Genomic DNA, 24,140 nt, shown 5'->3' with positions numbered 1-24,140 from the left:
ATAGACGCATTAGGGCAAATAAAACGCAAGGGCAGACGGTAACCGTCTGCCCTTGCGTGTGCATGTCGGGGTAGGGGGATTTGAACCCCCGGCCTCTTCGTCCCGAACGAAGCGCGCTACCAAGCTGCGCTATACCCCGTGACAAGTCCTTGATTTTACACGGTGGGGTGGTACAAGACCATTCGGCGTGGCGATTGGGGCTCATCTATAGGTGCCGTGTATCGGCTTTTGCGTACACTGTTGGGTTATGAGTGAGACTAGCGAAACCACGGAAAGACCACAGGACCAGGAGCCCGGCGAAGAGGTTATGAATACCATCCAGCGCGCCCAGATGTTGCTGGATCAGGACAATGCCATCGCTGCCCGGGTTGAATCCGGAGCCAGCCCCGAAGAGGCCATAGACTCCAGCAACAAGGAATTCGGCCCCCAGGCGCATCCTGAGCAGGTGCAGATCCGTGTGGCCAAGCGTGCGCAGATGCTCAAGGATGGCCTTGAGCCATATCCGGTTCATCTTGATGTGACGGAGACCATCAATCAGGTTCGGGACCGTTATGATGGCAAGCTTGAACCTGGCCAGGAGACCGAGGACGTGGTCGGCATCGCCGGGCGCGTCCTCTTCCTCCGCAACGGCGGTGGTCTCTGTTTCGTTCAGCTTTCCTCGGGCGACGGTACCCGTATCCAGGGCATGGTCTCCAAGAGGGAGATAGGTGCCGATTCCCTGAAGCGGTTCAAGCAGCTGGTCGACCTGGGCGACCACCTGTACCTGCGTGGCAGGGTGGTGTCCTCCAAGACCGGTGAACTCTCGGTCTTCGCCACCGAATGGGATATCGCCGCCAAGGCATTGCGGCCCATGCCGGCCCTCCACAAGGACCTGACCGAAGAGCAGCGTACCCGCAAGCCCTACCTGGCCATGATCGCCGATGAAAAGGCGCGCGATATGGTCAGGCACCGTTCGGCGGCCGTCTCCTCCCTGCGTCGCACCTTCGACGGGCATGACTTCATGGAGGTGGAGACCCCCATGCTGCAGACCGTCCATGGGGGAGCGGCGGCGCGACCCTTCACCACCCACATGAACGCCTTCGATATCGATCTCTTCCTGCGCATCGCCCCTGAGCTCTTCCTCAAGCGTTGCCTGGTGGGAGGCATTGAGCGGGTCTTCGAAATCAACCGTGATTTCCGCAACGAGGGCGCTGACGGCACCCACGCCCCGGAGTTCACCATGCTTGAGGCATATCAGGCCTATGGCACCTACGACACCATCGGTGATCTGACCAAGGAGCTGATACAGAACGCCGCCCAGGACGCCTTCGGTTCCATGGAGGTCACCCTGCTCGACGGGCAGAAGTACGACTTCGGTGGCGAATGGAAGCAGATCAGCATGTACGAGTCCCTGTCCGAATCCCTGGGTGAGGAGATCACCCCGGAGACGGGCAAGGATCACCTGCGGGCCATCGCCGACAAGCTGGGTCTGGAGGAGGAGCCGGCCGAGAACCACGGCAAACTGGTCGAGCATCTCTGGGAGCACTTCTGGCAGGACAAACTCTACGAGCCCACCTTCGTGCGGGACTTCCCTGTCGAGACTTCGCCCCTGGTCAAGGCTCACCGGACCAAGAAGGGCGTCGTGGAGAAGTGGGACCTCTACGTGCGCGGGTTCGAATTGGCGACCGGATATTCCGAGCTGAACGATCCGGTGGTCCAGCGCCAGCGCTTCGTGGAGCAGGCCAAGATGGCAAGCCAGGGCGATGTGGAGGCCATGGATATCGATGAGGACTTCCTGGAGGCCCTGGGTGTCGGTATGCCGCCGGCCGGGGGTATGGGCATGGGTATCGATCGGCTTCTGATTGCTCTGACCGGTGCCTCCATCCGGGAGACCATCACCTTCCCCCTGGTCAAGCCCCTGGCTTGATCATCCCACCGGCGCGACCGGCGGAAGCAGACGGACAAGGTGGCGGCAATCGCCAATGCATGAGGAGTCGTGATGAATACGAGATTGTGGATTACCGGCATGAGGCCCAAGACCCTTCCTGCCTCGGTGGCGCCTGTCTGTGTGGGCACGGCCGCCGCCCTGGTGGTCCGGGCCCGCCTCCAGGAGCAGTGCAGCAGTAGCTGCTCGGCCACCCCTCCCGATCCCAATCTGGTGCAGGCCACTCCCGGCAGGATTGCAGTGGTCTTCGTCCTGCTTGTTTTCCTGGCCCTGTCCATGCAGATTGCCGCGAACTTCTCCAATGACTATTCCGATGGCATACGCGGAACCGACGAGAATCGCGGGGCTGCCGAGGCGGTTTCGGGGAAGCCCCAGCGTCTGGTCGCAGCGGGGGTGGATCCCCGGAAGGTCCTTCGAGCCACCCTGATCGCTGCTGGAATTACCTGTGCCATGGGTCTGGCCGTCATGGCCATCACCGGTCACTGGTGGATGATTCTCGTGGGCATCTGCTGTCTGGCTGCCGGATGGTTCTATGTCGGTGGCAAGCACCCATACGGATACCATGGCCTGGGTGAGCTCAGTGTCTTCATTTTCTTCGGGCTGGTGGCAACCCTGGGTACCGAGTACTTCATCATCGGATCGGTGGACCTGACCGGAATCCTGGCCGCCTGTGTCTGTGGTCTGAACTCCGTGGGCCTGCTCATGGTCAACAACTATCGCGACATCGATTCTGACCGTGAGGCCGGCAAGCACACATATGCGGTCCTGGTGGGGAAGAAGATGGCCCGTATTTCCCTCTACCTGGTCTATGCAATCAGTATTCTGATTTCCCTGGTCCAGTTCGCCACGATTTCCTGGACTTTCGGCACGGTCTCCGTTCCGGCTGTCATCATTGTTATCCCCATCGCGGCCTTCCTCCTGCTCATCTGCATGAAGTTCGCCAAGGGGCATCAGTCCAAGGCCTCTGTGCTGGCAGGTAAGGGAACCTTGGTGTCGGCGCTGTGCTGGACTGTCGGGCTTCTTCTGGAACTGGTGTGACTCTCAGCCGATGAGTATCAGGTCTTTGAACCGTCGGTAGCTCTGTGACAGGTTGCGTTGCAGTGCTCCGCCCGTCTTGTTGGCGCCGCACTGATTTGGATGATCGACTGCGGCGACACTCAACCAACTGGGGCCGGGCGATTTCGGGATATCGCCCGGCCGATAGGCCTTCTGATGAGGTGTCTCATTCTCCCACGATATGGCCGTGTACTCGGGAGAACCTCGGTAATCCCCTCCGCTTGTTTCAGGATGGGGAACAGGTTGAGATAAACCTGGTCGGGAGTCCCACTCAAGTCTTAGACTCTTGTATATGACTTACAAACTAGTACTGCTCCGGCATGGCCAGAGCGCATGGAACAAAACCAATCAGTTCACCGGCTGGGTGGATGTCCCGCTGACCGAGCAGGGTGAGGCTGAAGCCAAGAAGGGCGGCAAGCTCCTCAAGGACAAGGGTGTTCTGCCTGATATCGTCTTCACCTCCCTCCTGCGTCGCGCCATCAACACCGCCAACATTGCCCTGGATGAGGCGGACCGTCTCTGGATTCCCGTCAAGCGTGACTGGAGGCTGAACGAGCGTCATTACGGAGCCCTGCAGGGTAAGGACAAGAGCGAGATTCGCGAAGAGTACGGCGATGAGAAGTTCATGCTCTGGCGTCGCTCCTATGCCACCCCTCCGCCCGAGATCGACCCGGATGACAAGTACTCCCAGTCGCATGATGCCCGTTACGCGGGCGATCCCGTGCCTCGCGCAGAGGCCCTGGCCAACGTGGTCACGCGCGTCACCCCGTATTGGGAGAGCGATATCGTTCCCGAGCTCAAGACCGGCAAAACCGTCATGATTGCCGCCCATGGCAACTCGTTGCGGGCCATCGTCAAGATGCTCGACAACCTGACCGAGGAAGAGATCGCCAAGGTGAATATCCCCACGGCCATCCCCCTGCTCTACGAGCTGGATGAGAACTTCAAGCCCATCAAGCCCCGTGGCGAGTACCTGGATCCGGAGGCGGCCGCCGCCGGTGCCGCTGCCGTCGCCGCCCAGGGCCAGAAGTGATTCTGAGTCGGTAATTCAGTCCGGCCTGGTATCACCAGTCCACATAAAAGGTGGTGCCCCCTCAATGAGGGGGCACCACCTTTTATATACCGGGCGAGTCTGGTGTCTTCCCGACGCCCAGTGATTGATTATCTGGTCTTGATCTGCAGGTTGATGCTTGTCCCGGGGGTGACTTCCTCCTCGACTCTGACGGCGGACCCGTCATGCAGGTGGAGCACGCTGGCCTGGTATCGTCTGCTCTCGCCATTCAGTGTCACATCTTCCAGCATGGTGTTTGGTTGCATGGCGATCTGAAGACTGACATGGAGGGTTTCGTTGGTCCGGTTGGTGAAATGGAGGGTGTTCCCATCCTGTCCGAAGTCGATTGTGCCCCCGCAGAAGGCCAACCCCTCCCAGGTGAAGCTCCTCCATGGCGTATAGGGGGCCACCTTGATGCTGCGGGTATCCTGGTCGCGCTCGATGCCCATGATGTCGTGGAGAAAGAAGCTGACGAATTCGCCAGCGCACCAACCGCACTTGCCCAGACCGCGCTTGACTCGGGTCGGGTCCTGCTCGGCATGTTCAAAGGGCCACCACCAGAATGAGCCGTCCAGATCGGTGGTCTTGCGCAGTTCGAGCAGGCTCCGATTGAGCTCCTCCCGGGTGTTCGCTCGGCAGAGGCCATGGATGTGACCGGGATAGGTGATTCCATTGCTGTCATCGAAGTCCCAGAAGTCGATTCCGCCGGTAACTGGGGCGTAGTAGGGGTCGCTGGTGCTGTGGGCCCAGATGGCGTGATTGCGGATTCGTTCGTCGTCGCGGCTGGCGAACCCGTAGACCGATGCCAGGGTCAGGTCGCTCTCTTCCCCGTCATGGACGCCGATGATCGTTCCATCCTCGTTGGCCCCTTCCACGTACATGGGCATGCCGTCGATGGTTTGGACGCACTCATCGTGCAGTGACCGGCGAAGTTGGTCCGCTATGTCGTCCAACTGCTCAGCCTGGTCTTCGTCCAGGAGGTCGGTGAAGTCCTCGGCCATGGCTTTGGCTGCCTTCCAGGCCAGTATGTTGGATCCGGTGTGGTAGTCGCCGCGAGAGGGTCCATCCGAGATGTATAGAGTCTCATAAAGGCGTCCGGGTTCCGGTCGTTTTGCGATCAGGTCCGAGGCCAGTCTGCGTATGTAATCGGAGAACACCACTTGGTTGACATGGAGGGCCTTCGCTCCGTACCGGTGCGTCAGCATCGAGGCCAGGACGACGGCCAGACAGGAGTTGCCCAGAGAGTGCTCGAATCCGCTGGCATCCGGGTGCATTCTGGCCTCGCGTTCCCAGGCCTGCTCTGGTATGCCGTATTGGGCCAGGAATTCGATCATCGGATTGGCCAGGTCAGGATTGCTGTCGACCAGCCCCATGGCGCAATATCCGAAGTCACGCGTCCACACATCAGGGAGTGGATTGGCGTTGGAGCCCCAGAACGAGCCGGCGGCCCGACCGTCGTCAAGGAGCAGGAGACTCTGCCGGGCCAGTTCGGCTGAGCGGGTCACCAGTTCGCCGTACCAGGGATCCCCGGGAATGGTCAGCCTGCCCAGGTGGTTGCGTCGGGCGGCCAGGGTCTCTTCAAGGGCCTTCCGGCAGTCTTGGATGCTGGCATATGTGGTTAGATTCCTCCGGTCTTCGGAGAAATCGAGAACTGCGGCCACGTCCTGGCTTTCACCTGCTTCCAGATGAATCTTTCCGGTTTCTTGAGGGGATATGCCAGGTTTTGAGGCATCTTGGTCAATATGGTCCTGGTACTTTGTTTGGTCGCGCAGGAGATTGACCGACAGGGGGAGGAGCGCCGTTCCCTCCTTTCCTTGAACGGAGGTGAGGGTGGACAGGTCCACGTCCACCGGCCCACTGCCCTTGTTGGTCAGCCTGCACAGCTGGATCAGGCTCAGGGGCCGCCGCCCGCCCTGCTGCGGCACGAAGACCGTGGTCCGACTGTGAAGGCCGTCGATGCTTGCGTCGAAAACTGGAATGAGGTCATCAATGAAGGAGAGTGCGGGGGACTGGCTCCTGCGGCCATGGCAGGAGACCTGCAACCCCATGTGTCCCTGGCGGAATGCCATTTTCTTATATACGTAGACACCGGGAATGGTTTTGCCTCGTACGTCATCAAGTCCGACCGCGGTAACGGTCCTTCTGACCTGACCGTTCCTGTCCAGGGCGGCCAGGAGGCGGTTGTTGGACACATCCACACTGAAGGGGTAGTCGGTGAACCTGCCCAGATCGCACTCCATGACCATACCGTCGGGCCATTCGAGACCGGCTGCGGCGAAGAGGCTGGTCCTGTTACGTGCAGCCCCTTTCCGGTCGTATCCCATCAGGGAGGTATCGGCAGTGGCTTCCTGAGTTTCCGGGGTTGGAACCGGCATCAATTGCTCCTTCCAGCAAGAGTGTGGAAAGTCCGTATCGCGCCGGGCATCGATCTTCGGCCGGCACATGATTCCAGGAATCACCTCATTGCGGATTCCTGCTTTCCTTAGCCAATGATAACGTATACATCAGCAAAATCAAATGTCGAGGTGGCATGACGGATGCCTGTCAGTGTTTCGGGGGTGCTGTGGTGCTACGGACCGCCAGGAAGGAGGGTTGGATCCGTACGCTTTCGGAGGGCTCCTGACCGGCGAGCAATCCAAGGAGGGTGGTGGCCGCTGACCGTCCCATTTCGTAAGGGTCCTGGTGAATGGTGGTCAGCCCGATCTCGCGAGCATAGGTCGAATCGTCGAATCCGACCACCGACATGTCCCGGGGCACCATCCAGCCTGAGCGCTGCATGCAGAATATGAGTGGGAGGGCGTATTCGTCGTTCATGCAGATTACGGCCGTGGGGGGTCGATTCATCCTGGACAGCTGGGAAAGGGCGTAATCCGCCCGCGTCTCGTCCTTGGGCGCATGGATGACTGTAGGTTCCACCTGGTCGCCGAGCTTGGAGCAGGAGGAAAGAAAAGCCTGGAGTCGAGCACGGCCGTTCCACTTGAAGGACTCGGTATCCGGGTCCAGGCATACGTAGGCAATGCTGCGGTGTCCCTGGTTGAACAGGTGGTTGACAACCAGTTCCATGCTGCTGGTCTCGTCAATGCCGACCGTTGCAGAGAACTCCGGAATCGGCTCGGTGTTGATTCCCAATAGGGGGATGCCGGTCGTTGCCAGTTTGTCCGCTTCGGTGTGGGATATCTGGAAGGACACGACCATGACGGCATCAGCGTTGCGTTTGATGGACATGTCGGAGAAGAAGGCGTGACGCTCCTGAACATCGGATACGGCATAGAGGGGTATGTCGTACCCCTCGTCATGGAGGATGGAGTTCAGTCCCGCCAGGACGTGGGAGTCGTACCAGGAGTCCAACTCCCCGCCTGTCAAGAAAGCGATTCGGGATGACTTCCCCGATTTCAGGGCCGATGCGGATCTGGATATGGTGTAGTCAAGTTCCCGGGCGGCTTCGAGGACCTTCTTCCTGGTTTCCGGAAGCACCTTGTCGGGGAGGGTGAAGGTCCGGGAGACTGTGGCTATGGAGACCCCGGCCCGTTCGGCCACGTCCTGTATGGATGCTCCCACGATGCCCCTCCATTCCCCCGCTCAGGCTTGCAATACCAAGGGAATACTATCATGGCGAGCTATGTGAGTGGATACGTATACATAGGATGCCTGGTTTTTAGTCAGCGCTCATCTCTTTCCCGGTGGCGCGAGTGTTAATAGAGCGCTGATTTTACGCCATTTCATCGTGACAACCTTATAAGGCTCTGATGAGGTTGCCAATCGCAGAAGTGGGTGCTAACGTTTACATCAACAATCGGGGTGCCAATGGCGGTTCAGGTGTTCACCATCCCGATGGGTTGCAATCGCAAGTCGAACTTCGTCATCAATCCAGGCCGGTTCGGACGGGCAGAGGAGAACTGTCAATGAAGATAAAAGAGAACAAGCTGATGCGTGCCATTACCGTGGGGCTAGCCGTGGTGGTTCTGGCACCCCTGTCTGCGTGTGCCGGCTCGGGAGGGGGCGAAGTGACAACCCTGAGCTTTTTCCAGACCAAGCCGGAAGCAGTGGAGGACTACTCCAGAATCATCGCGGATTTCGAGAAGTCGCACCCGAATATCAAGGTGGTGCAGAATCAGGTCTCATCCGCAGATACGGCTCTGAGGGCCCTCCTGGTCAAGGACCGCACCCCCGATGTCATAGCTCTGAACCCAAACGGAAGCATGGGCAAGATGGCCAAGGCCGGAGTCTTCTATGATTTCAGCAAGACGTCGATCGCCCCGCGGGTACGGCCGGCCATGCAGACTGTGATTAACGGGCTGGGGCGCGACGGTGGGCAGACCAATATGCTTCCATACGCGGGCAACGTCTGTGGCATCACCTACAACATCGATATTTTCAAACGGTACGGCATTGAGGAACCGCGCACCTGGAAAGACCTTGAGAATGCCGTGACCGTGCTGGAGGCCAACGGAGTGGCTCCCTTCATCGGTACCCTTGGCGACCCCAACCGTGTTTCCACGCCCTTCGACGGCCTGGCGCCGTATTACGACAATGACGGGTTCTGGGACAAGATGCGTGACGAGGGCAGGAGCGTGGGACCGGATTCCCCCGTCTCCTTCGAAAAGAACTTCAAGCCTCTGATGGAACGACTCCATTGGATATACCAGCACTCGACCAAGGATGTCAGAACCATGACATACGAGGACGGCAACTCGGCCTTCGCCAGGGGTGAGGGGGCCATGCTCCTGGCCGGGAACTGGTCCATGGCCCCGGTCACGCAGATCAACCCCAAGATACATATAGGCTTTTTCCCCTATCCGACGGACGATGCCAGGGATGCCATCCTGGTCTCGGGAGGGGATGTGGCCATCACCATGGGGGCCGATCCCAAGCATGAGAAGGAATCAATGGCCTTCATCGACTATCTCTTCTCCGATGAGGTGCAGCGCAGATTCGTCAAGTCCCAGCAGCTCATCCCCTCCCTCTCGTCCATTCCGGTCGATGAGGTCCCTACCCTGAAACCGGCGCAGTACTGGATCGATTCCGGCAGGATCAAGGGGTATGCGGATCATCAGATACCCTCAAGCATCAGTTACAACCCCATTCTGAACAAGGCCATGCTGGATGGCGACCTTGATTCGGCCCTGTCCACACTCGACAAGGAGTGGGGCAAGGTCGCGGCCAGGACCATCGAGTGAGCGGAGGCAATCCCATGACTATGACACAGGCTCGACCCGCAGTGGGCGGGGGTACGATGAGGCGCAAGCGCCGCAAACTGGCGGAGGCAACCTATTATTGGATGGTCTGGCCCTTTGTCATTCTGTTCGCCATCTTCCACACCATCCCCATGCTGGCCGGCATCTTCTTCAGCTTCACGAACTATGCCGGCTACGGCAAGTGGCACATGGTAGGGTTCTCGAACTACATCAACCTCTTCGGGGACGACAGGGTTCTGCACTCCTACCTGTTCACCATATTCTTCTCCTTGGTGGCCACGATACTGACCAATGTCATTTCCCTGGCGGTCGCCCTGGCCTTGAATGCCAAAATCAAGGCCAGGAACTTCTTCAGGGGGATATTCTTCATACCCTACGTCCTGTCCATGCTCATCATCGGCTATGTCTTCCAGTTCTTCTTCTCCAAGTCGGTGCCGAGGATATTCTCTTCGATTCCCCTGCTCAGGGACAACATCCTGACCAACGAGCACTGGGCCTGGATTCCCATCGTCATCGTGACGGTCTGGCAGGCCTGTGCTTTCGCCATCATCATCTATCTGGCGGGTCTGCAGACCATACCCGAGGACCTGTATGAGGCCGCTTCGCTTGATGGGGCCACGGGGTTCAAGGCCTTCAAGTCCATCACCCTGCCCCTGATCATGGGGTACGTGACCATCAACGTGGTGCTCAACATCAAGAACTTCATGCAGGCCTTCGACCAGATAGTCGCCCTGACCGATGGAGGGCCTGGCATGGCCACCGAGTCCGTGACTTTGCAGATATACCAGGGAGGGTTCACGGGAGGGGAATTCGCCTACCAGTCCGCCGATGCCGCGATTCTCTTCCTTATTATCACGGCCCTCTCCTTCATCCAGCTCCGTTACCTTAATCCGAAGGAGGATTAAGAGCCATGACCGCCAGTCAAGTTATGAACCCAGCCCCGGCACAGTCGGGCGATGCGTCGCCTCATACCGGAAGAAGCTTCGGCAGGCGCCTCCACGGTGTCAATTGGTGGTTGACGGCCCTGGTTGCCGTCTGCTCCCTGACCGTTCTGGTGCCGCTTTATTTCGCTGTTGCCATTGCCCTGAAGAGCCCTGAGCAGTTGGCCCAGGGAACCGGCTTCGAGTGGCCGAACCCGGTGCACTGGAGCAATTTCGCCGAGGCCTGGGAGCGGACCAACTTCCCCAGCGCCCTGCTGAACACGGCACTGATAACGGTTTGCTCGGTGGTTCTGACCCTGCTGACCAGTTCCGTATTGGCCTATGCCCTGGCAAGAAACATGCACAGGCCGTTCTTCAAGATCGTCTACTACTACTTCCTGGCAGCCATGTTCATCCCCTTCCCGATCGTCATGTTGCCGGTCGTGAAAGAGACGGGTCTGCTCGGGTTGGACAATCAGGCCGGTCTGATTGTGCTCTATACCCTGTATGGGTTCTCGATGAACATCTTCCTCTACACGACCTATCTGCACTCCATTCCCATGGAGCTGGAGGAGGCCGCCCGGGTTGATGGCGCCTCTACCTGGCGGGTCTTCAGGCAGATCATTTTCCCCCTCCTGATGCCGATGAACGCTACGGTGGGCATCCTGACCTGTGTCTGGGCATGGAACGACTTCATCATGCCCTTGGTGGTGCTGACGGACCCCAGCGCAAGGACCCTGCCGCTGGCCCAGTACGTCTTCCAGGGTCAGTACAACACCAACTACACCGTGGCATTTGCTTCCTATCTGATGGCCATGGCGCCACTGCTGCTTGTCTATATCTTCTCCCAGCGGTGGGTCATCTCCGGTGTGGTTCGCGGCTCCGTCAAGTAGACGGATGGTTTGACCGGTCGTCCTCCTTATCATCAGAGCTGTCCGACACCAGGGTGCCGGACAGCTCTGATTCATGCATCGATTGCCGTTTTACTCCGCTCAGGGAGCGTATGGAAAGGCGGCCCCTTCCAATGTCGGCCACGCCAGATGCGGGGGAGGGGTCAGTCCAGGTCGGTGTCCAGGTCCCTGGGGTCCTTTGACGGATCGAATCCCGATACGATGTAGACCACGCGGCGGGCGGCCGAGACGCCGTGGTCGCCAAGGCGCTCCATGAAGCGGGCCACCAGGACCATATCGATCAACTGTTGCCTGGACCCCCTCCAATCGTCGGAAAGCGCATATTCAAACGTCTTTTGGTGGAGTTTGTCCATTTTGTCGTCGTTGATGATGATCCGCTCGGCAATGGTCGTGTCCCTGTCGGAGAGCATATCGACCAGGCGGTCGGCCAGGACGTCCAGGAACTCCTGCATCTGTTGGAAGAGGGGGACAACCTCTTCGGGCAGGGTGGGGTCGGGGTAGGACCGGCGGGCGGTCTCGGCGATATGCCGTGCCAGGTCACCCATGCGCTCGAAGGTCGCCGAAAGACTCAGAGTGGAGACCACTACACGCAAGTCGGTGGCCACAGGACTCTGCTTGGCCAGTAGCCTGATGCACTGGTCGATGATACTGGCGTGGAGGCGGTCGATGTCGGCATCACCGTCGATGACTTCCTGGGCGGTCTCGACGTCGCACTTCAGCATGGAACGACCGGCCTTCTTGATGGCATCGCGGACACTCAGAGCCATACGGTCGAGGTCGTCGGCAACCAGCCCCAGTTCCTCGTTGAAGATCACTCGCATGTCTGTTCCCTTTCGGCCTTGGTCAACGGTATGGTCCCAGTCTATGCGACCGGGGCGGCAAGGAAAAGTCCGGAGCAAGCGGCGGGTGGGTGTGCTGAATCGGAATCGGGTATGCGAGAATGGTGCCGAAACGATCAATGGCAATCGGTCCACGGCACGACGTCCACCGTCGGTGCGGAGAGACCGGAGGGAGTCGGCATATGGCATCGATCATGGCACGTCTGTGCAGCTTCCTGGGAGACCATGGGGAGGATGACGATCAGGAGGAAGAAGAGGACCTGGACGATTCGACCGAGGCCCTGCTTTCCCTGATTCCGGCAGCCACTGTGGTGGTCGATGGGGACGACGAGGTGGTCAGATCCAGTCCTGATGCCTACAGACTCGGCATCGTCGGGAACGACGAGATATGCGACCAGCGAATCCTTGACGCAATCGCGCAGGTTCGCCGGTCCGGTGGGCGTCGGAGCCTGTCGCTGACGACAAGGACACCTACGGAATTCGCCGTCGATACCGTGGCCTCGATCGGAACGGACCAGGATGATAAGAATCCTCAGGGTACCGGTGCGTCGGATGAGGGGTTGCCGGAAGATGGGGATGAAGAAGACATCGTCCGCGCCCGGGCCGTGTCCAGGACCAACTGGCTCAAGGTCACCCTGGGACGAGTAAACGACTCCCTGGTCGTGGTCCTCATTGACGATGTGAGTGAGTCGGTCAGGTTCGCGCGGACCAGGGATGCCTTCATGACCAATGTCTCGCGGCAGTTGCTCAAGCCGGTCCAGGCCCTGGAGGAGCTGGCCGCACAGCTCAAGACCACCTCAGACCTGGAGGGTGACGACCCCGACCTCCTCCGTAGCCACCTGCGCAGCGTCTCAAAGGATGCCTCCTCCGTGCAGCGGTACAGCGCCTACCTGGGGCACGTACTCAAGGACCTGCTCCTCCTGATTCGTGCTCAGGAGCGAATCAAACCCAGCAAGGAGAACACCCTGGATGTGGCCGGGGAAATCGAGGAAGTGGTTCGCGATGAGCGGGATAGCGCGGACCTGGCCGATGTCAGGTTGCAGTGGCGGTGTGACAGACCCCTGACCATCCATGGCGACGGGCAGCAGATCAGGGTGGCCCTGGCCAAACTGGTCGAAAACGCCATCTCCTATTCACCGGAGGGCTCGACGGTCTCCCTGGTGGCGCAGCCGTCCAAGGACGGGCGCTTCGCGGTCATCAGGGTCATCGACCGCGGCAGGGGCATAGACAAGGCCGACCAGGGCCGGATATTCGAGCGGTTCTATCGTGCCGACAATCAGAATAAGCAGACAGCCATCGGTATCGGGCTGGGATTGTCCATCGTCAAGCATGTAGCCCTGACCCATCATGGCTCCGTGACGCTATGGAGTGCGCCAGGACAGGGGAGTACCTTCAGCCTGATCCTGCCCCTGGCCGGAGAAGGCGACGAAGAGGACGTTACTCGGCCAACCGGCGATAATCCCAACGATTGAAATGCTCCCAGACAATCAGGAGTATGCCGACTCCCACACCGGAAAGGCAGACAATCAACGGCTTCGTGGTTTCGAATCCGATCAGTTTGAGGACTGCCATGACGGCCAGGACCAGGGTCCACACCACTGTTCCGAAAAGGAAGATCTTGCGCAGGTCGACCTGGACCGGCTTGGGGGAGGGTCTGCGTACATCCGGGTCGAAAATTGGGGCAAGCTTCATGGCTACCACTGTATCCGATTTCTCGACATCGGGCCATGTAGGTAACACCCGCGTCTTTGTCAATCTTGCTCCGAAACCGAGTCCTGTCATATCATGACGTGATTGGCGGGGGCTTTGTGCCCGATCTGTGCAATGACTTCTTCAGAAAGGGGCTTGTGTGTTTCCGATCCGAGCCGTGGAGAAGCATTACGCCTGGGGGTCCTATGACCGACTGCAGCAGATGTTCCACCTTGGTCAGGAGGGTGGCGGCAGCTCCGAACCCCTGGCAGAGATGTGGTTCAGTGGCCACGCTGAATCCCCGTCGGCCCTGACTCTTTCCGGTGGGGACACGGTTCCCCTGACCGATGCCATCCGGCGCGATCCCATGACCATGCTGGGCGAGCAGGATTCGCGGCTCTTCGGCCCGACCCTGCCCTACCTCTTCAAGGTAATATCCGCCCGGATACCCCTATCCCTCCAGGTTCACCCCTTGGATTTCGAAGCCCGGGCAGGATTCAACCGGGAGAACGCCGCCGGCATACCCCGGGAGGCGCCTGACCGTTCTTTCAAAGACACCCTGGCCAAGAACGAGATGGTGGTGGCGTTGGAGCCCTTCACGGCCTCTGTAGGTTTCTCGCCGGTGGCTTTCCAGCTGACCCTCTTGCGCGCGGTCGACCACCCGCTGGCCCGATTGATGGCAGAGGCCCTGACTGCGCGGACCTTCCACATGGGGGTTCCCCCGGCCCAGTTCGCCCAGGCCGATGCCATGATGCCCGTCTCCTCGCTGATATGGCCGGACTCCAGGCGACGAGTCTTTCGGGCCTTCCATACCGCCATCACGGCTCCGGAGGAGTCATCCGCCGCGCTTGGTGCCGCGCTTGAGTCGGCCAGCCAGAAGGTCAAGGGGCGTAAGGCCCATGCCGTCATGGACAACGCTCTCCAGGCCGCACAAGCCTTCCCGGGAGACCCGTCGGTCCTGTGTCTGTTGATGCTCAACCCGGTCTGTCTGGAGGAGGGTGAGTCCGTTTATATTCCTGCGGGCACCCCTCATGCATATATTCACGGTACGGCGGCTGAGATCATGACCAACTCCGACAACGTGCTCCGTGCCGGCATGACCCCCAAGCACCGCGACATCCCCAACCTGTTGCGCAGTCTGGATTGCCAGCCCAACGCCCCTATCGACCCGTCCAGCTCCATGATCGCCACCCTGATCATGCACAACATGGTGACCTACAAGCCCAAGATCAGCGAGTACATGCTGGTATATGGGAATGTGTCGGCAGGTGAGGCGGCCTGGCCCCTGATGGCAAGACTGAACCAGCGGTACGGTGACCTGATCGAGAAGCTGGGGCCGCGCCGGCTCATGATTCCCCGCAAGGGTCCTCGCATCCTCCTCTGTACCGAGGGGGCGATTCAGTGTTCGACCGAGTACAGCTCCGTTACCTTGAAGCAGGGTCAGGCCGTCTTCATCCCGTCAGAGGACGGGCGGGTTGTCATCACCATGCCGGAACCTACCGCCCAGGAGTCTGGAACGGCGCCGGAGAACGGCTCCTTCCTCCTGGCCGCGACCCCTGTCTGAGTGGCGGCGCCAGTTCGCTTTCGGTGGATTGAGAGGCCGACACGCCCGGATAAACACGCCGCAATCAAGTGTCCAGGGTCACGATTGACCAACTTTTCGCCAGGCCGTATAATCCTTATGAACTTGCGGTTGCTCAAGTTGGGTGGCGTACAGGGAGTGGGTTGAGTACGCCAGTATGGACAACCGATCACAGTTGTCGAACGTAGTGGTTTGGTTTAAGGTGTTCACCTGTGAAGTTTTAGAGTGGTACGACACGATAGTCGTGTTGGAACGCAATAGGAGTGATTGATATATGAAGCATGCTGCGCACAGGGCTCCGGCCAGGAAAGGCGCACGTATAGGCAGATTAGTGTCCCCTCCTTCGAGCTCCACCCAGCAGGATGGCATGGATGCCGATGATGCCCTGGTTGCGAAACTTAATGAGGTGGCCCCTCCTACACGTCGCTCCATTCGCCTGGCCGCCAAGGCCGAGGCACGTCGCGCACACCTTGTGACCGGTTCGGCCCTGACCGTTCTGGTCGGTGCCGCAGCTTCTTCTCTGACTTTCTCGCAGAACAGGAATGATGCGGTTTCCCCCATGGCCAGCAGTACCGGGAGCTATCTGGCCACTCCGGCCGGGTCCCTGGATTCGACCGTCTATGGCAGCACCACCGTTTCCCGTTCGGAGACCCGTCAGAGTCTTCCGACCGAGTCCCAAACGAATGAGGGTTCCTGGCAGCTCGGTGATAGTGATCTTGATGCTAGCCAGATGTCCAAGTCTTTGGCTGAGAATCCGGTTGTCGCCAACCTGATGGACGAGAACCGGGACGCGATTCCCGAGGGGTTCAACCCCAACCATGCCACTGGTGAGAGAGGCAACGCTTACGAGTTCAGCCAGTGCACGTGGTGGGCCTATGTTCGCCGTCATCAGCTAGGCCTGCCTGTCGGTTCCCACCTGGGCAATGGCATGAACTGGGCTAATTCGGCCAGGGCGCTGGGGTACTGGGTCGACAACACCCCCCGCAATGTCGGCGATGTGATTGTCTTCCAGCCGGGTCAGGAAGGGTCCGACATGACCTATGGTCATGTGGCAATCGTCGAGAAGATCAACCCCGATGGTTCGATAGTTACTTCGGAGTGCGGTGCCGTCATGAACGGCAAGACCTATTCCCGCACCCTGACCAATGTTCACGCGCTGCAGTACATCCACTACTGAGTGCAATCCCCTGAATTCCCGGGCGGTATGTTCGGGAGTTCATCACTGTGCCGGGCTTCCCGCCACCTCGGTGCGTTCGCCAATTCCGTATCGGATGCACCTGAGCATTGAACAGTCATCAGTTGTTGTGTTAGGATTGTAATTGATGAATAACTTACACAAAAAAGTGACTCGTCTTGTGACAGCCGCCCTGTGCGGTTCCTTACTTGCAGGTATCCCTGCTGTGGCTAATGCCGCTGGTAGTGCGGATTCTGTTGTTGCCTCGTCACGATCTTTCACACCTCATAACAGGGTGAAGGCAAACCTTCTTGATGAGTCGATTTCGACTACGGTCGAAAAGGACTCCAACTGGGGTGGCATTGAATCCCTGGATGTTCCTGTGACCAAGTCCCAGGCGGAAAAGGATGCCGAGGCCCGTCAGGCGGCCCGCGCTGCTCAGGCTGCCCAGGCCGCTCAGAACGCCCAGACAAGGAGTCAGTCTGGAGTTGCCAGCCGCTCCAGTCAGCGGGCTACTCAGCAGGTTGCCGTTGATGATGCCCCGGTGACCGGGACCGGTCAGGATGTCGTTAGCTACGCCATGCAGTTCCAGGGTGTCCCTTATGTCTTTGGTGGTGAGACCCCGAGCGGATTCGACTGCTCAGGATTCACCAAGTACGTTTTTGCCCACTTCGGAATCGCGCTTCCGCACAATGCCGATGCTCAGGCCGGATTCGGCACGCCGGTCAGCACTCCTGCCCCAGGTGACCTGATGGTTGCTCCCGGGCACGTGGCCATCTATGTGGGTAACGGATACATGATTCATGCCCCCGCTCCAGGCCAGACCGTCAAGGTACAGGCTCCCTACCGGTCTTTCGAATACAGGAGACTGGTCTGACGTTACCGAGGTTGTTTAAGTAAAAAGGCCGACTGGAATAGGACTTGCCAAGCGCCCCCTTTTGGGGGCGCTTTTTGTGTGCAGGTCAGGTTTCTGCGGGTCGTTTGCGGCAGTTGGCATGAGTGCTGGAATCCCTGTCGCGGCAGACGCAGGTCATGGAAGGCGTTTTGTCCTTGGGCGTGTTCCCCGTCCGCCGACTTATTTGTCGAACGCGAGTGAGCTATTCTGACAGTAGAGCGATACCGGGTTGCAGTATCGCCTTGAGCACAAGGAGGTCGTCTCATGAGCAACGATAAGGCTGTTCTGGTAGGTGTCGACGGTTCGGATGCGAGTTACAAGGCTGCCTGGTGGGCTGCCAATTTCGCCAAGCATGCAGGTCTGACTTTGCAAATCGTATGCGCATACTCCCTGCCAAGCTATGCAGCGGTTTCATTCGATGCCACCTATACCACCATGGGCGATGATGTGGCCGCCCACAATGATGCTCAGGAGATCCTCTCCAAGGCCAAGGCCATCGCTGATGACCAGGGTGTCAGCGCGGCGACACTGATTGTCACCGGCGACCCCTCCTCGGTCTTTGTCGAGCTCAGCCGTAACTACAAGCTGATAGTCATAGGAAACAGGGGCAAGGGTGGACTGGCCGAGCGTCTGCTGGGTACCACCAGTTCAAGTCTGCCTGCCTACGCCTACTGCCCGATTGTGGTCGTGCCCTATACCGACGATGATGGGAACCTGATGCACCTGAACAATCAAATCAGGAGCGTGGCAGTCGGATCGGACGAGTCGAAGTGGGGACTGAAGGCCCTGCAGATTGCCGCCGGGTTTGCCGACAGCTGGGGGGCCGAGCTGAACGTCATGTCGGCCGTTCCCAACATCTCGGGCCTGACGGGTACCGGATCGGCGGAGGAGCAAAGCGTCATGGAATCGTACATGGACGATTTGAACACCCGTATCGCCCCTCTGCTGAAGACCTACCCCAATCTTCACGTGACCAAGAGTGTGGTGCCTGGTTCGGCTGTCGAGGCCCTTACCCAGGCCAGCAAGACCCATGATGTGGTGGTTGTCGGATCCCGAGGTCGCGGAGGCTTCACCGGTCTCCTGCTCGGGTCAACGAGCCAGGGCCTGCTGCAGCATGCCGTGAGCCCGGTCTATGTGGTCCCTCGTAAGTACGTGGAGGCCGAGGAGTCCGGGCTCAAGGCCGCCGCAGAGGGTGGTCTGATTGTCGAAACGAAGGACATCGATCAGATAACCGGAGTGGAACAGGTCTCCGTCGATACGGCGAAACCTGAGCAGCTGGCCGATATCGAGTCCACGATTGACCCGGAACGGCGGAAGTAAGGGCGAAAACCTGGCTCCTGACATTCGCGTAAGGAATTGAGCCTAGATGGTGGTACGTTGGCCGACTTTATGATTGCCGGGCAGGATTCAGATACAAGGAAGATCCTCTGGGAGGAACTCTAGCCCAGAGGGTCTTCCTTGTATGCGAGTTGACCTGCGCAGACCTCGTCCGGTGTCAGTGACGAACCTTGACGGACAGCCTGACCGGGGTCTCATGCTCATAGGTGTGCTCGACCGTGCAGGCCTTGGCGATGTGACGACGGATCCGCTCCTCGAGCTTGTCGGCATCCTCCTGGCTCAGATGGGCATCGGTGGCATCCACGTCCACCTGCTCTGTGAAGTTCAGGTAGGCGTCGTCATCAGGGTCATAGGTCCCGTCGACGACTATCCTGGCGCCCTTACCCTCGCCAAGTGAGTTCTCAATGGCGAACTGGCTGGACAGGGCCCCACAGCCGGCCAACGCGATTTTCATCAGGTCGCCGGGGTTGAACTGCCCCTTACCCTTGCCGAACTTGATGTGGGCGCCCTCATCCGAATAAGCGTCCCAGGAACCGTCCTTGTTGCGTTCCACCCACAGTCTCTTTCCCATGTTTCCTCCTTGGTCAGGTATCCCATAAAGGGGCACCGGTCGCCGTCGGCACCTGCCGTCGGTCCCGTTTTCTTCAATCTAACCCTAGCCGACCACATTGGGCGTTATTCTTTGTCACCGGCGTAGAGGTGGTGCAGGAAGGCAGCAGGCAGAGGATGAGGCGTCGATCTGGGGGAGGGGCAATGACCGGCGTCCGCGGTTGGGACTGCAGGAGGAGTCCTCCCGCTCCAGTACAGAGATTCAGCTCCTGGGGAGGATACGGCTTGGTAGACTGGCTACCATGGTTTTGTCCCAAGAACAGTTGCAGGAAATTCGTTCCAGGATTCCGGAACGCCCACAGACGGATATCCCCATGCCCTATGAGGATCTGGTCCGCAGGATACTCATGGAGGGCAACCTCAAATCGGACAGGACCGGGACGGGTACGATCTCCCTCTTCGGTCAGCAAATGAGGTTCGACCTCTCCTCCTTCCCCCTGCTGACGACCAAGAAGGTCTACTTCCGCGGCATTGCCTACGAATTGCTTTGGTTCCTCAAGGGGTCGCAGAACGTGCGCTGGCTTCAGGAGCACAACGTGCACATCTGGGACGAATGGGCGGACCCGGAGACTGGCGATCTGGGCCCTGTATACGGGGTGCAGTGGCGCAGCTGGCCCGCGCCGACCCCGGATGACCCCAACCGGACCATCGACCAGATTCAGAAGGTCATCGACCTTATCAAGACCCATCCCGACTCCCGTCGGATGATTGTCAGCGCTTGGAATCCCGCCGAAATCGATCAGATGGCCCTGCCGCCCTGCCATGCCCTCTTTCAGTTCTATGTAGCAGACGGTCGCCTGAGCTGTCAGCTGTACCAGCGCTCCTGTGACATGTTCCTGGGTGTTCCGTTCAACATTGCCTCGTACTCGCTTCTCACCATGATGATGGCCCAGCAGGCCGGCCTTGAACCCGGGGAGTTTGTATGGACTGGTGGGGACTGCCACGTTTACGACAACCATATCGATCAGGTCCTGGAGCAACTCTCCCGTGCGCCCTACCCCTATCCCGGGATGCGGATCCGGAAGGCTCCTTCGATTTTCGAATACCAATATGAGGACTTCGAACTGGTCGACTACCAGAGCCATCCGGCCATCAAGGCCCCGGTGGCCGTCTGAGAGTGTGCCCGGATAAGCTTGCGCCGTCAGTGCAGGCGATTATCATGGACTCGTATATCCAACTCTTCACGAGGAGTGAACGCAACAGATGGAGCATGACAGTAGTAGCCGTAGCGGCTATCACGAACCCGAGCCCGGGCAGGCCGGGCTTTTAGGTGGTGAGGATTGGCAGGATCTGGAAGGTGACATCGAACGTCCTTCGTCCGTCAATCTGATCTGGGCACAGGCGAGGTCCATGGATGGACGGCCTGGTGCCATAGGAAATCAGAATGGGATGCCCTGGCATCTCAGTGAGGATATGCGGCACTTCAAGGAGCTGACCATATCCCACCCCGTGGTCATGGGGCGTAGGACCTGGGAGTCCATGGGGTCCAAGCCGTTGCCCAACCGGGACAACATCGTCGTCACGACCGATCCCCGGTACCGGGCACCGGGTGCCACGGTGGTTTCGGCCGCAGAGGATGCCCTGGATCTGGCCCGGCAGGAGACCATACCTGCGGATGGGATGGACCGGGGGGAGATCTGGATCATCGGTGGGGCCAAACTCTTCGAGCACTTCTTCTCCCTGGCCGACCGTGCCTTTGTGACAGACCTGGACCTTGAGGTCCCCGCCGATACCTTCATGCCCGACATGGATGATTTGGTCCAGGAGCGGTTCTGGCGGGTGGCCGAGCAGGGGGAATGGCAGGTCCCGGCCGATTCCGAACAGCGCTCCAGGATTGGACGGTATCGTTTCACGACATATGAGAAGGTGCGATGATGGGCACAGGTAAGAAGGAAGGCACTCGCGAGTCGGGGCCATATACGGTCATGACGGTCTGCACCGGCAACATCTGCCGCTCGCCCATGGCGGAAATCATCCTCCGGAAGTTCTTTGCTGATCGGGGGTTTGAGAGCGATAGGGTCGTGGTCCAATCCAGTGGGGTCAGCGACGAGGAGTTCGGCAACCCCATAGACCGCCGTGCCCAGAAGGTCCTGCGTGATCGGGGGTACGAGGTGCCTGCCGATCACTTCGCCCATCGCATCAGCCGGGAGGAGGCTGACGAGTCGGATCTGCTTCTGCCCATGACCGCTGAGCATATGAGATCCCTGCTTCGTCTTCTTCCGGCGGAAAAGCGTCAGGCCGTCCATCTGTACAGGAGTTTCGATCCGGATCTGCCCAAGCCGGCACCCGGGCAGGAGAGCCGGATTGATCTGGTTGACCCCTGGTACGGCGGCGCCCATGAATTTGAGGTGGCCATCGACCAGATTGAGCACACGGCCCCCTATATTGTCGACTGGGTGGTTGAGCGGCTCTGAGCAAGGAAGGGCTGCACTGCTGTAGTTGCGCCCATTGCTGTCCCAGCAAGATCGCCTGGGGTTGCTGATTGCGGTGGTGGTCGGGGCGAATCTGCCTCGGCCATTTTTGTCTATTGGACCGTCTTGCCCAAGAGGTAGTCGCATCGACAGATATGAAAAATCCCTCTTACCGCAAGGGGAGAGGGATTTGTGCTGGTGGCTCCGAGCGGGATCGAACCGTTGACCTAGCGATTTTCAGTCGCTCGCTCTACCAACTGAGCTACAGAGCCATGAACAGTCGAAAAGACCCGGACGAACCGGGCCAGACCATTCAGAGCGACTCCGGCCGGACTTGAACCGGTGACCTCCGCCGTGACAGGGCGGCGCTCTAACCAACTGAGCTACGGAGCCGTGGCTGCGTGAACAGCCAAGAGAAAAGTCTACATGACGGCCGAGGGATTGCAAGCCCCCGGCGCGTCGTTGATGGAATCGCCGTATCAGTCGGTCTGGTTCCAGGTGGCCACGTCGATGTGATGGTCGGGATTGGCCTGCCATGCCTCCCATGCGGACTCGACGATGTCGTGCACGTTGTACTTGGCATGCCAGCCCATTTCCGTATTGATGCGGGAGGGGTCGCCGATGAGGTGTGGCGGGTCGCCTGCGCGGCGCGGTTTGACGGCCTCGGTGAAGGGGAGACCGGTGACCTTCTTGACTTCGTCGACGATTTGGCGGACCGAGGTGCCCTCTCCGGTTCCGACATTGAAGGCGTCGTACTTGCGTTCATCCTGGTTCAGGTATCCCAGGGCCGCGATGTGGGCATCGGCCAGGTCGGAAACGTGGATGTAGTCGCGTACGCAGGTGCCATCGGGGGTGGGGTAGTCATCGCCGAAGATGGCTGGCGCCTTGCCCTGCTTGAGTCTATCGAAGAGCATGGGAATGAGGTTGAGGATGGCGGGATCTTCGAGTTCCACGGGTCCGCAGCCGGCTACGTTGAAATAGCGCAGGGCGCAGAAACGGATGCCATGAGGTTTTTCGCAGGACCGGGCCATCCACTCGCCAACGAGTTTGGTCTGCCCGTAAGGGTTGATCGGGAGCATGGGCTGAACATCCTCGGGCACCACGTCGACAGGGGGCTCGCCGTAGGTGGCGGCCGAGCTGGAGAAGACCAGCTTCTTGGCGTCCGTCTTGGCCATGGCCGCCAGGACGTTGATCATGCCGTTCAAATTCTGTCGGTAGTACCAGATGGGCTTTTCCATCGATTCTCCGACCTGTTTGCGGGCGGCGAAGTGGATGACCGAGTCGACCCCGTTCTCTCTGATGATTTCGATCAGGCGTTCATCGGCTCCGGGTGCGGCTACGTCTGCTCCGTAAAGACGGGCATTGCCGATGCGGGTGGGTTTGCCGTAGCTCAGGTCGTCGACCACGACGACCTCCGTGCCGGCTTCCTGCAGGGCGTGGACCACATGGGCACCAATGTACCCACATCCACCTGTAACCATAACTGACATGCGCATGCCTTTCCTGTCGATAACCGGCCCGTAGGCTGTTCGGTTTTGCTATATTTTGTTATTTTTTGTTACATATTGAGTATATCACGGGCACATATTCTTGCCGTGCCCATATTCATGCACGTTCTAGGATATATAGGAGATGTGATGAGCACAGAAACACAGAGCAATGCGGGTCGGCGGTCCATCGTCTCTTATGTGAGGCGGTCCGAGAAACTCAACGACCGACTGGCGAGGGCCTGGGCCGAGTATTCCTCCCGATATCTTCTTGACCTGGGCCAGGCTGAGGGTTCGCTGGCGGTAGGCGAGGGTTTCCGCTTTGATTCCGAAACGGTCGAATCGATCTGGGGCAGGAAGGCCCGGCTGATTGTGGAAATCGGATCCGGTCAGGGGGAGAATGTTGTTGCTTCAGCCCGGGAGCATCCCGATTGGAATTACCTGGCCCTGGAGGTCTATCAGCCAGGGTTGGCCCATACCATGCTGATGGCGGGGAAATCCGAACTGGATAATCTGCGTCTTGCCCAGGTCAACGCCCCGGACCTCCTGACCCGAATGGAATCAGGACTGATCGCCGAAGTCTGGACCTTCTTCCCCGACCCCTGGCCCAAGATGAAGCATCACAAGCGTCGTCTGGTCCAACCGGCTCTGGCCGATGACCTGGCGGATTGCCTGGAACCTGGAGGGGTCTGGAGAATAGCGACCGACATCGAGGATTATGCGCTGCATGTGCACGAGGTGATGGACGTGAATCCGCGATTCAGAAACCTGGGCAATCTGCAGGTAAGTCTGCCCACCCAGCATGTCGGCAAGGGAACGGCAGACCAGGCCGGGACCCTTCCTCATGCCACTTTTATGGAATCTGATCGGTTCGACGGCAGAATCGTGACCAACTTCGAGCGGAAAGGCATCGAAGCAGGTCGGGTCATCCATGACCTGACCTATCAGGTCTCTTCCGAACGGTGATCAGGTCGGAAGGATATCTCGTTTGAATCTTCCGGGGCATGCGGAAGGCGGCTGGTGTCATCTTTTGGCCGTGAAGTTTGTCGAGGAGGTCCC

Annotated in this window: 21 protein-coding genes and 3 tRNA genes; 15 read left to right on the top strand and 9 right to left on the bottom strand. The window is 59.2% G+C overall.

Going from position 1 to position 24,140, the window contains the following annotated elements:
• Positions 1 to 65: 65 nt before the first annotated feature.
• Positions 66 to 139 (bottom strand) — tRNA-Pro (locus H3V08_RS04905).
• Positions 140 to 247: 108 nt separating this feature from the next.
• On the opposite strand from H3V08_RS04905, the gene lysS reads away from it, so the two are divergent.
• From lysS to H3V08_RS04890, 3 genes are all read left to right on the top strand, one after another.
• Entirely contained in the window at positions 248 to 1,906 is a 1,659-nt protein-coding gene (gene lysS / locus H3V08_RS04900) for a lysine--tRNA ligase (RefSeq protein WP_198181790.1), read from the top strand.
• A 72-nt stretch (positions 1,907 to 1,978) separates the two neighbouring features.
• Positions 1,979 to 2,962, top strand: coding sequence for a 1,4-dihydroxy-2-naphthoate octaprenyltransferase (gene menA / locus H3V08_RS04895; protein ID WP_198181789.1), 984 nt, complete (start codon positions 1,979 to 1,981; stop codon positions 2,960 to 2,962).
• 310 nt (positions 2,963 to 3,272) lie between these two features.
• On the top strand, positions 3,273 to 4,013 hold the full coding sequence (locus H3V08_RS04890; protein WP_198181788.1) for a phosphoglyceromutase: 741 nt from the start codon (positions 3,273 to 3,275) through the stop codon (positions 4,011 to 4,013).
• 128 nt (positions 4,014 to 4,141) lie between these two features.
• Here H3V08_RS04890 and H3V08_RS04885 read toward each other — a convergent pair whose 3' ends face one another.
• Positions 4,142 to 6,406, bottom strand: a complete 2,265-nt coding sequence (locus H3V08_RS04885) for a hypothetical protein (protein ID WP_198181787.1) — start codon at positions 6,404 to 6,406, stop codon at positions 4,142 to 4,144.
• A gap of 169 nt (positions 6,407 to 6,575) precedes the next feature.
• Entirely contained in the window at positions 6,576 to 7,589 is a 1,014-nt protein-coding gene (locus tag H3V08_RS04880; RefSeq protein ID WP_198181786.1) for a LacI family DNA-binding transcriptional regulator, read from the bottom strand.
• A 344-nt stretch (positions 7,590 to 7,933) separates the two neighbouring features.
• On the opposite strand from H3V08_RS04880, the gene H3V08_RS04875 reads away from it, so the two are divergent.
• Genes H3V08_RS04875 through H3V08_RS04865 form a run of 3 tightly spaced genes read left to right on the top strand, consistent with a single transcriptional unit; the run spans position 7,934 to position 11,039 of the window.
• Entirely contained in the window at positions 7,934 to 9,208 is a 1,275-nt protein-coding gene (locus H3V08_RS04875; RefSeq protein ID WP_198181785.1) for an ABC transporter substrate-binding protein, read from the top strand.
• Positions 9,209 to 9,222: 14 nt separating this feature from the next.
• On the top strand, positions 9,223 to 10,131 hold the full coding sequence (locus tag H3V08_RS04870) for a carbohydrate ABC transporter permease (protein WP_082066382.1): 909 nt from the start codon (positions 9,223 to 9,225) through the stop codon (positions 10,129 to 10,131).
• Positions 10,132 to 10,154: 23 nt separating this feature from the next.
• Positions 10,155 to 11,039 carry a carbohydrate ABC transporter permease gene (locus tag H3V08_RS04865; protein WP_442859356.1) on the top strand — a complete coding sequence of 295 codons (885 nt, stop codon included), beginning with the start codon at positions 10,155 to 10,157 and terminating at the stop codon, positions 11,037 to 11,039.
• Between the two features lie 161 nt (positions 11,040 to 11,200).
• Here the strand turns inward: H3V08_RS04865 and phoU are convergent, their stop codons facing one another.
• A complete protein-coding gene (gene phoU / locus H3V08_RS04860; RefSeq protein ID WP_033497683.1) occupies positions 11,201 to 11,878 on the bottom strand; it encodes a phosphate signaling complex protein PhoU in 678 nt (225 codons plus the stop codon).
• A 200-nt stretch (positions 11,879 to 12,078) separates the two neighbouring features.
• Here phoU and H3V08_RS04855 point away from each other — a divergent pair, with 200 nt between their 5' ends.
• Complete coding sequence (locus tag H3V08_RS04855) at positions 12,079 to 13,368, top strand: sensor histidine kinase (protein ID WP_232340141.1); 1,290 nt, start codon at positions 12,079 to 12,081, stop codon at positions 13,366 to 13,368.
• Here the strand turns inward: H3V08_RS04855 and H3V08_RS04850 are convergent.
• Positions 13,334 to 13,588: a hypothetical protein gene (locus tag H3V08_RS04850; RefSeq protein ID WP_033490566.1), complete on the bottom strand. Its 255-nt coding sequence runs from the start codon at positions 13,586 to 13,588 to the stop codon at positions 13,334 to 13,336. The two genes, H3V08_RS04855 and H3V08_RS04850, sit on opposite strands and share 35 nt — an antisense overlap.
• A 157-nt stretch (positions 13,589 to 13,745) precedes the next feature.
• On the opposite strand from H3V08_RS04850, the gene manA reads away from it, so the two are divergent.
• The 4 genes from manA to H3V08_RS04830 all read left to right on the top strand — a co-directional run bounded on the left by manA (position 13,746) and on the right by H3V08_RS04830 (position 18,556).
• Complete coding sequence (manA, locus tag H3V08_RS04845) at positions 13,746 to 15,149, top strand: mannose-6-phosphate isomerase, class I (RefSeq protein WP_198181783.1); 1,404 nt, start codon at positions 13,746 to 13,748, stop codon at positions 15,147 to 15,149.
• A gap of 292 nt (positions 15,150 to 15,441) precedes the next feature.
• Positions 15,442 to 16,344, top strand: a complete 903-nt coding sequence (locus H3V08_RS04840) for a CHAP domain-containing protein (RefSeq protein ID WP_045921487.1) — start codon at positions 15,442 to 15,444, stop codon at positions 16,342 to 16,344.
• Between the two features lie 292 nt (positions 16,345 to 16,636).
• On the top strand, positions 16,637 to 17,218 hold the full coding sequence (locus H3V08_RS07590; RefSeq protein ID WP_273387940.1) for a C40 family peptidase: 582 nt from the start codon (positions 16,637 to 16,639) through the stop codon (positions 17,216 to 17,218).
• Positions 17,219 to 17,500: 282 nt separating this feature from the next.
• On the top strand, positions 17,501 to 18,556 hold the full coding sequence (locus H3V08_RS04830; RefSeq protein WP_033490558.1) for a universal stress protein: 1,056 nt from the start codon (positions 17,501 to 17,503) through the stop codon (positions 18,554 to 18,556).
• A gap of 175 nt (positions 18,557 to 18,731) precedes the next feature.
• Here H3V08_RS04830 and H3V08_RS04825 read toward each other — a convergent pair whose 3' ends face one another.
• Positions 18,732 to 19,145 carry an OsmC family protein gene (locus H3V08_RS04825; protein WP_033490556.1) on the bottom strand — a complete coding sequence of 138 codons (414 nt, stop codon included), beginning with the start codon at positions 19,143 to 19,145 and terminating at the stop codon, positions 18,732 to 18,734.
• Between the two features lie 280 nt (positions 19,146 to 19,425).
• On the opposite strand from H3V08_RS04825, the gene H3V08_RS04820 reads away from it, so the two are divergent.
• The 3 genes from H3V08_RS04820 to H3V08_RS04810 all read left to right on the top strand — a co-directional run bounded on the left by H3V08_RS04820 (position 19,426) and on the right by H3V08_RS04810 (position 21,597).
• Positions 19,426 to 20,298 (top strand): thymidylate synthase, encoded by an 873-nt coding sequence (locus H3V08_RS04820; RefSeq protein WP_198181781.1) that lies wholly within the window; start codon positions 19,426 to 19,428, stop codon positions 20,296 to 20,298.
• A gap of 88 nt (positions 20,299 to 20,386) precedes the next feature.
• Positions 20,387 to 21,058, top strand: coding sequence for a dihydrofolate reductase (locus H3V08_RS04815; RefSeq protein ID WP_033497692.1), 672 nt, complete (start codon positions 20,387 to 20,389; stop codon positions 21,056 to 21,058).
• Positions 21,058 to 21,597 (top strand): low molecular weight protein-tyrosine-phosphatase, encoded by a 540-nt coding sequence (locus tag H3V08_RS04810; protein WP_198182130.1) that lies wholly within the window; start codon positions 21,058 to 21,060, stop codon positions 21,595 to 21,597. Before H3V08_RS04815 ends, H3V08_RS04810 begins: the two co-directional genes overlap by 1 nt.
• A gap of 193 nt (positions 21,598 to 21,790) precedes the next feature.
• Here the strand turns inward: H3V08_RS04810 and H3V08_RS04805 are convergent.
• The 3 genes from H3V08_RS04805 to galE all read right to left on the bottom strand — a co-directional run bounded on the left by H3V08_RS04805 (position 21,791) and on the right by galE (position 23,084).
• Positions 21,791 to 21,866 (bottom strand) — tRNA-Phe (locus tag H3V08_RS04805).
• 47 nt (positions 21,867 to 21,913) lie between these two features.
• Positions 21,914 to 21,987 (bottom strand) — tRNA-Asp (locus H3V08_RS04800).
• An 86-nt stretch (positions 21,988 to 22,073) separates the two neighbouring features.
• The gene (gene galE, locus H3V08_RS04795) at positions 22,074 to 23,084 is read right to left on the bottom strand and encodes a UDP-glucose 4-epimerase GalE (protein WP_033490978.1); all 1,011 of its coding nucleotides are present in this window, start codon (positions 23,082 to 23,084) and stop codon (positions 22,074 to 22,076) included.
• A gap of 147 nt (positions 23,085 to 23,231) precedes the next feature.
• Between galE and trmB the strand changes: the two genes are divergently transcribed.
• Entirely contained in the window at positions 23,232 to 24,047 is an 816-nt protein-coding gene (gene trmB, locus H3V08_RS04790) for a tRNA (guanosine(46)-N7)-methyltransferase TrmB (RefSeq protein ID WP_232340139.1), read from the top strand.
• Positions 24,048 to 24,140 lie beyond the last annotated feature (93 nt).

Origin of the sequence: Bifidobacterium sp. M0307, from assembly GCF_016100445.1 — a bacterium.
GTDB lineage: Bacteria > Actinomycetota > Actinomycetes > Actinomycetales > Bifidobacteriaceae > Bombiscardovia > Bombiscardovia coryneformis.
This window is presented reverse-complemented; position numbering and strand designations above follow the sequence as displayed.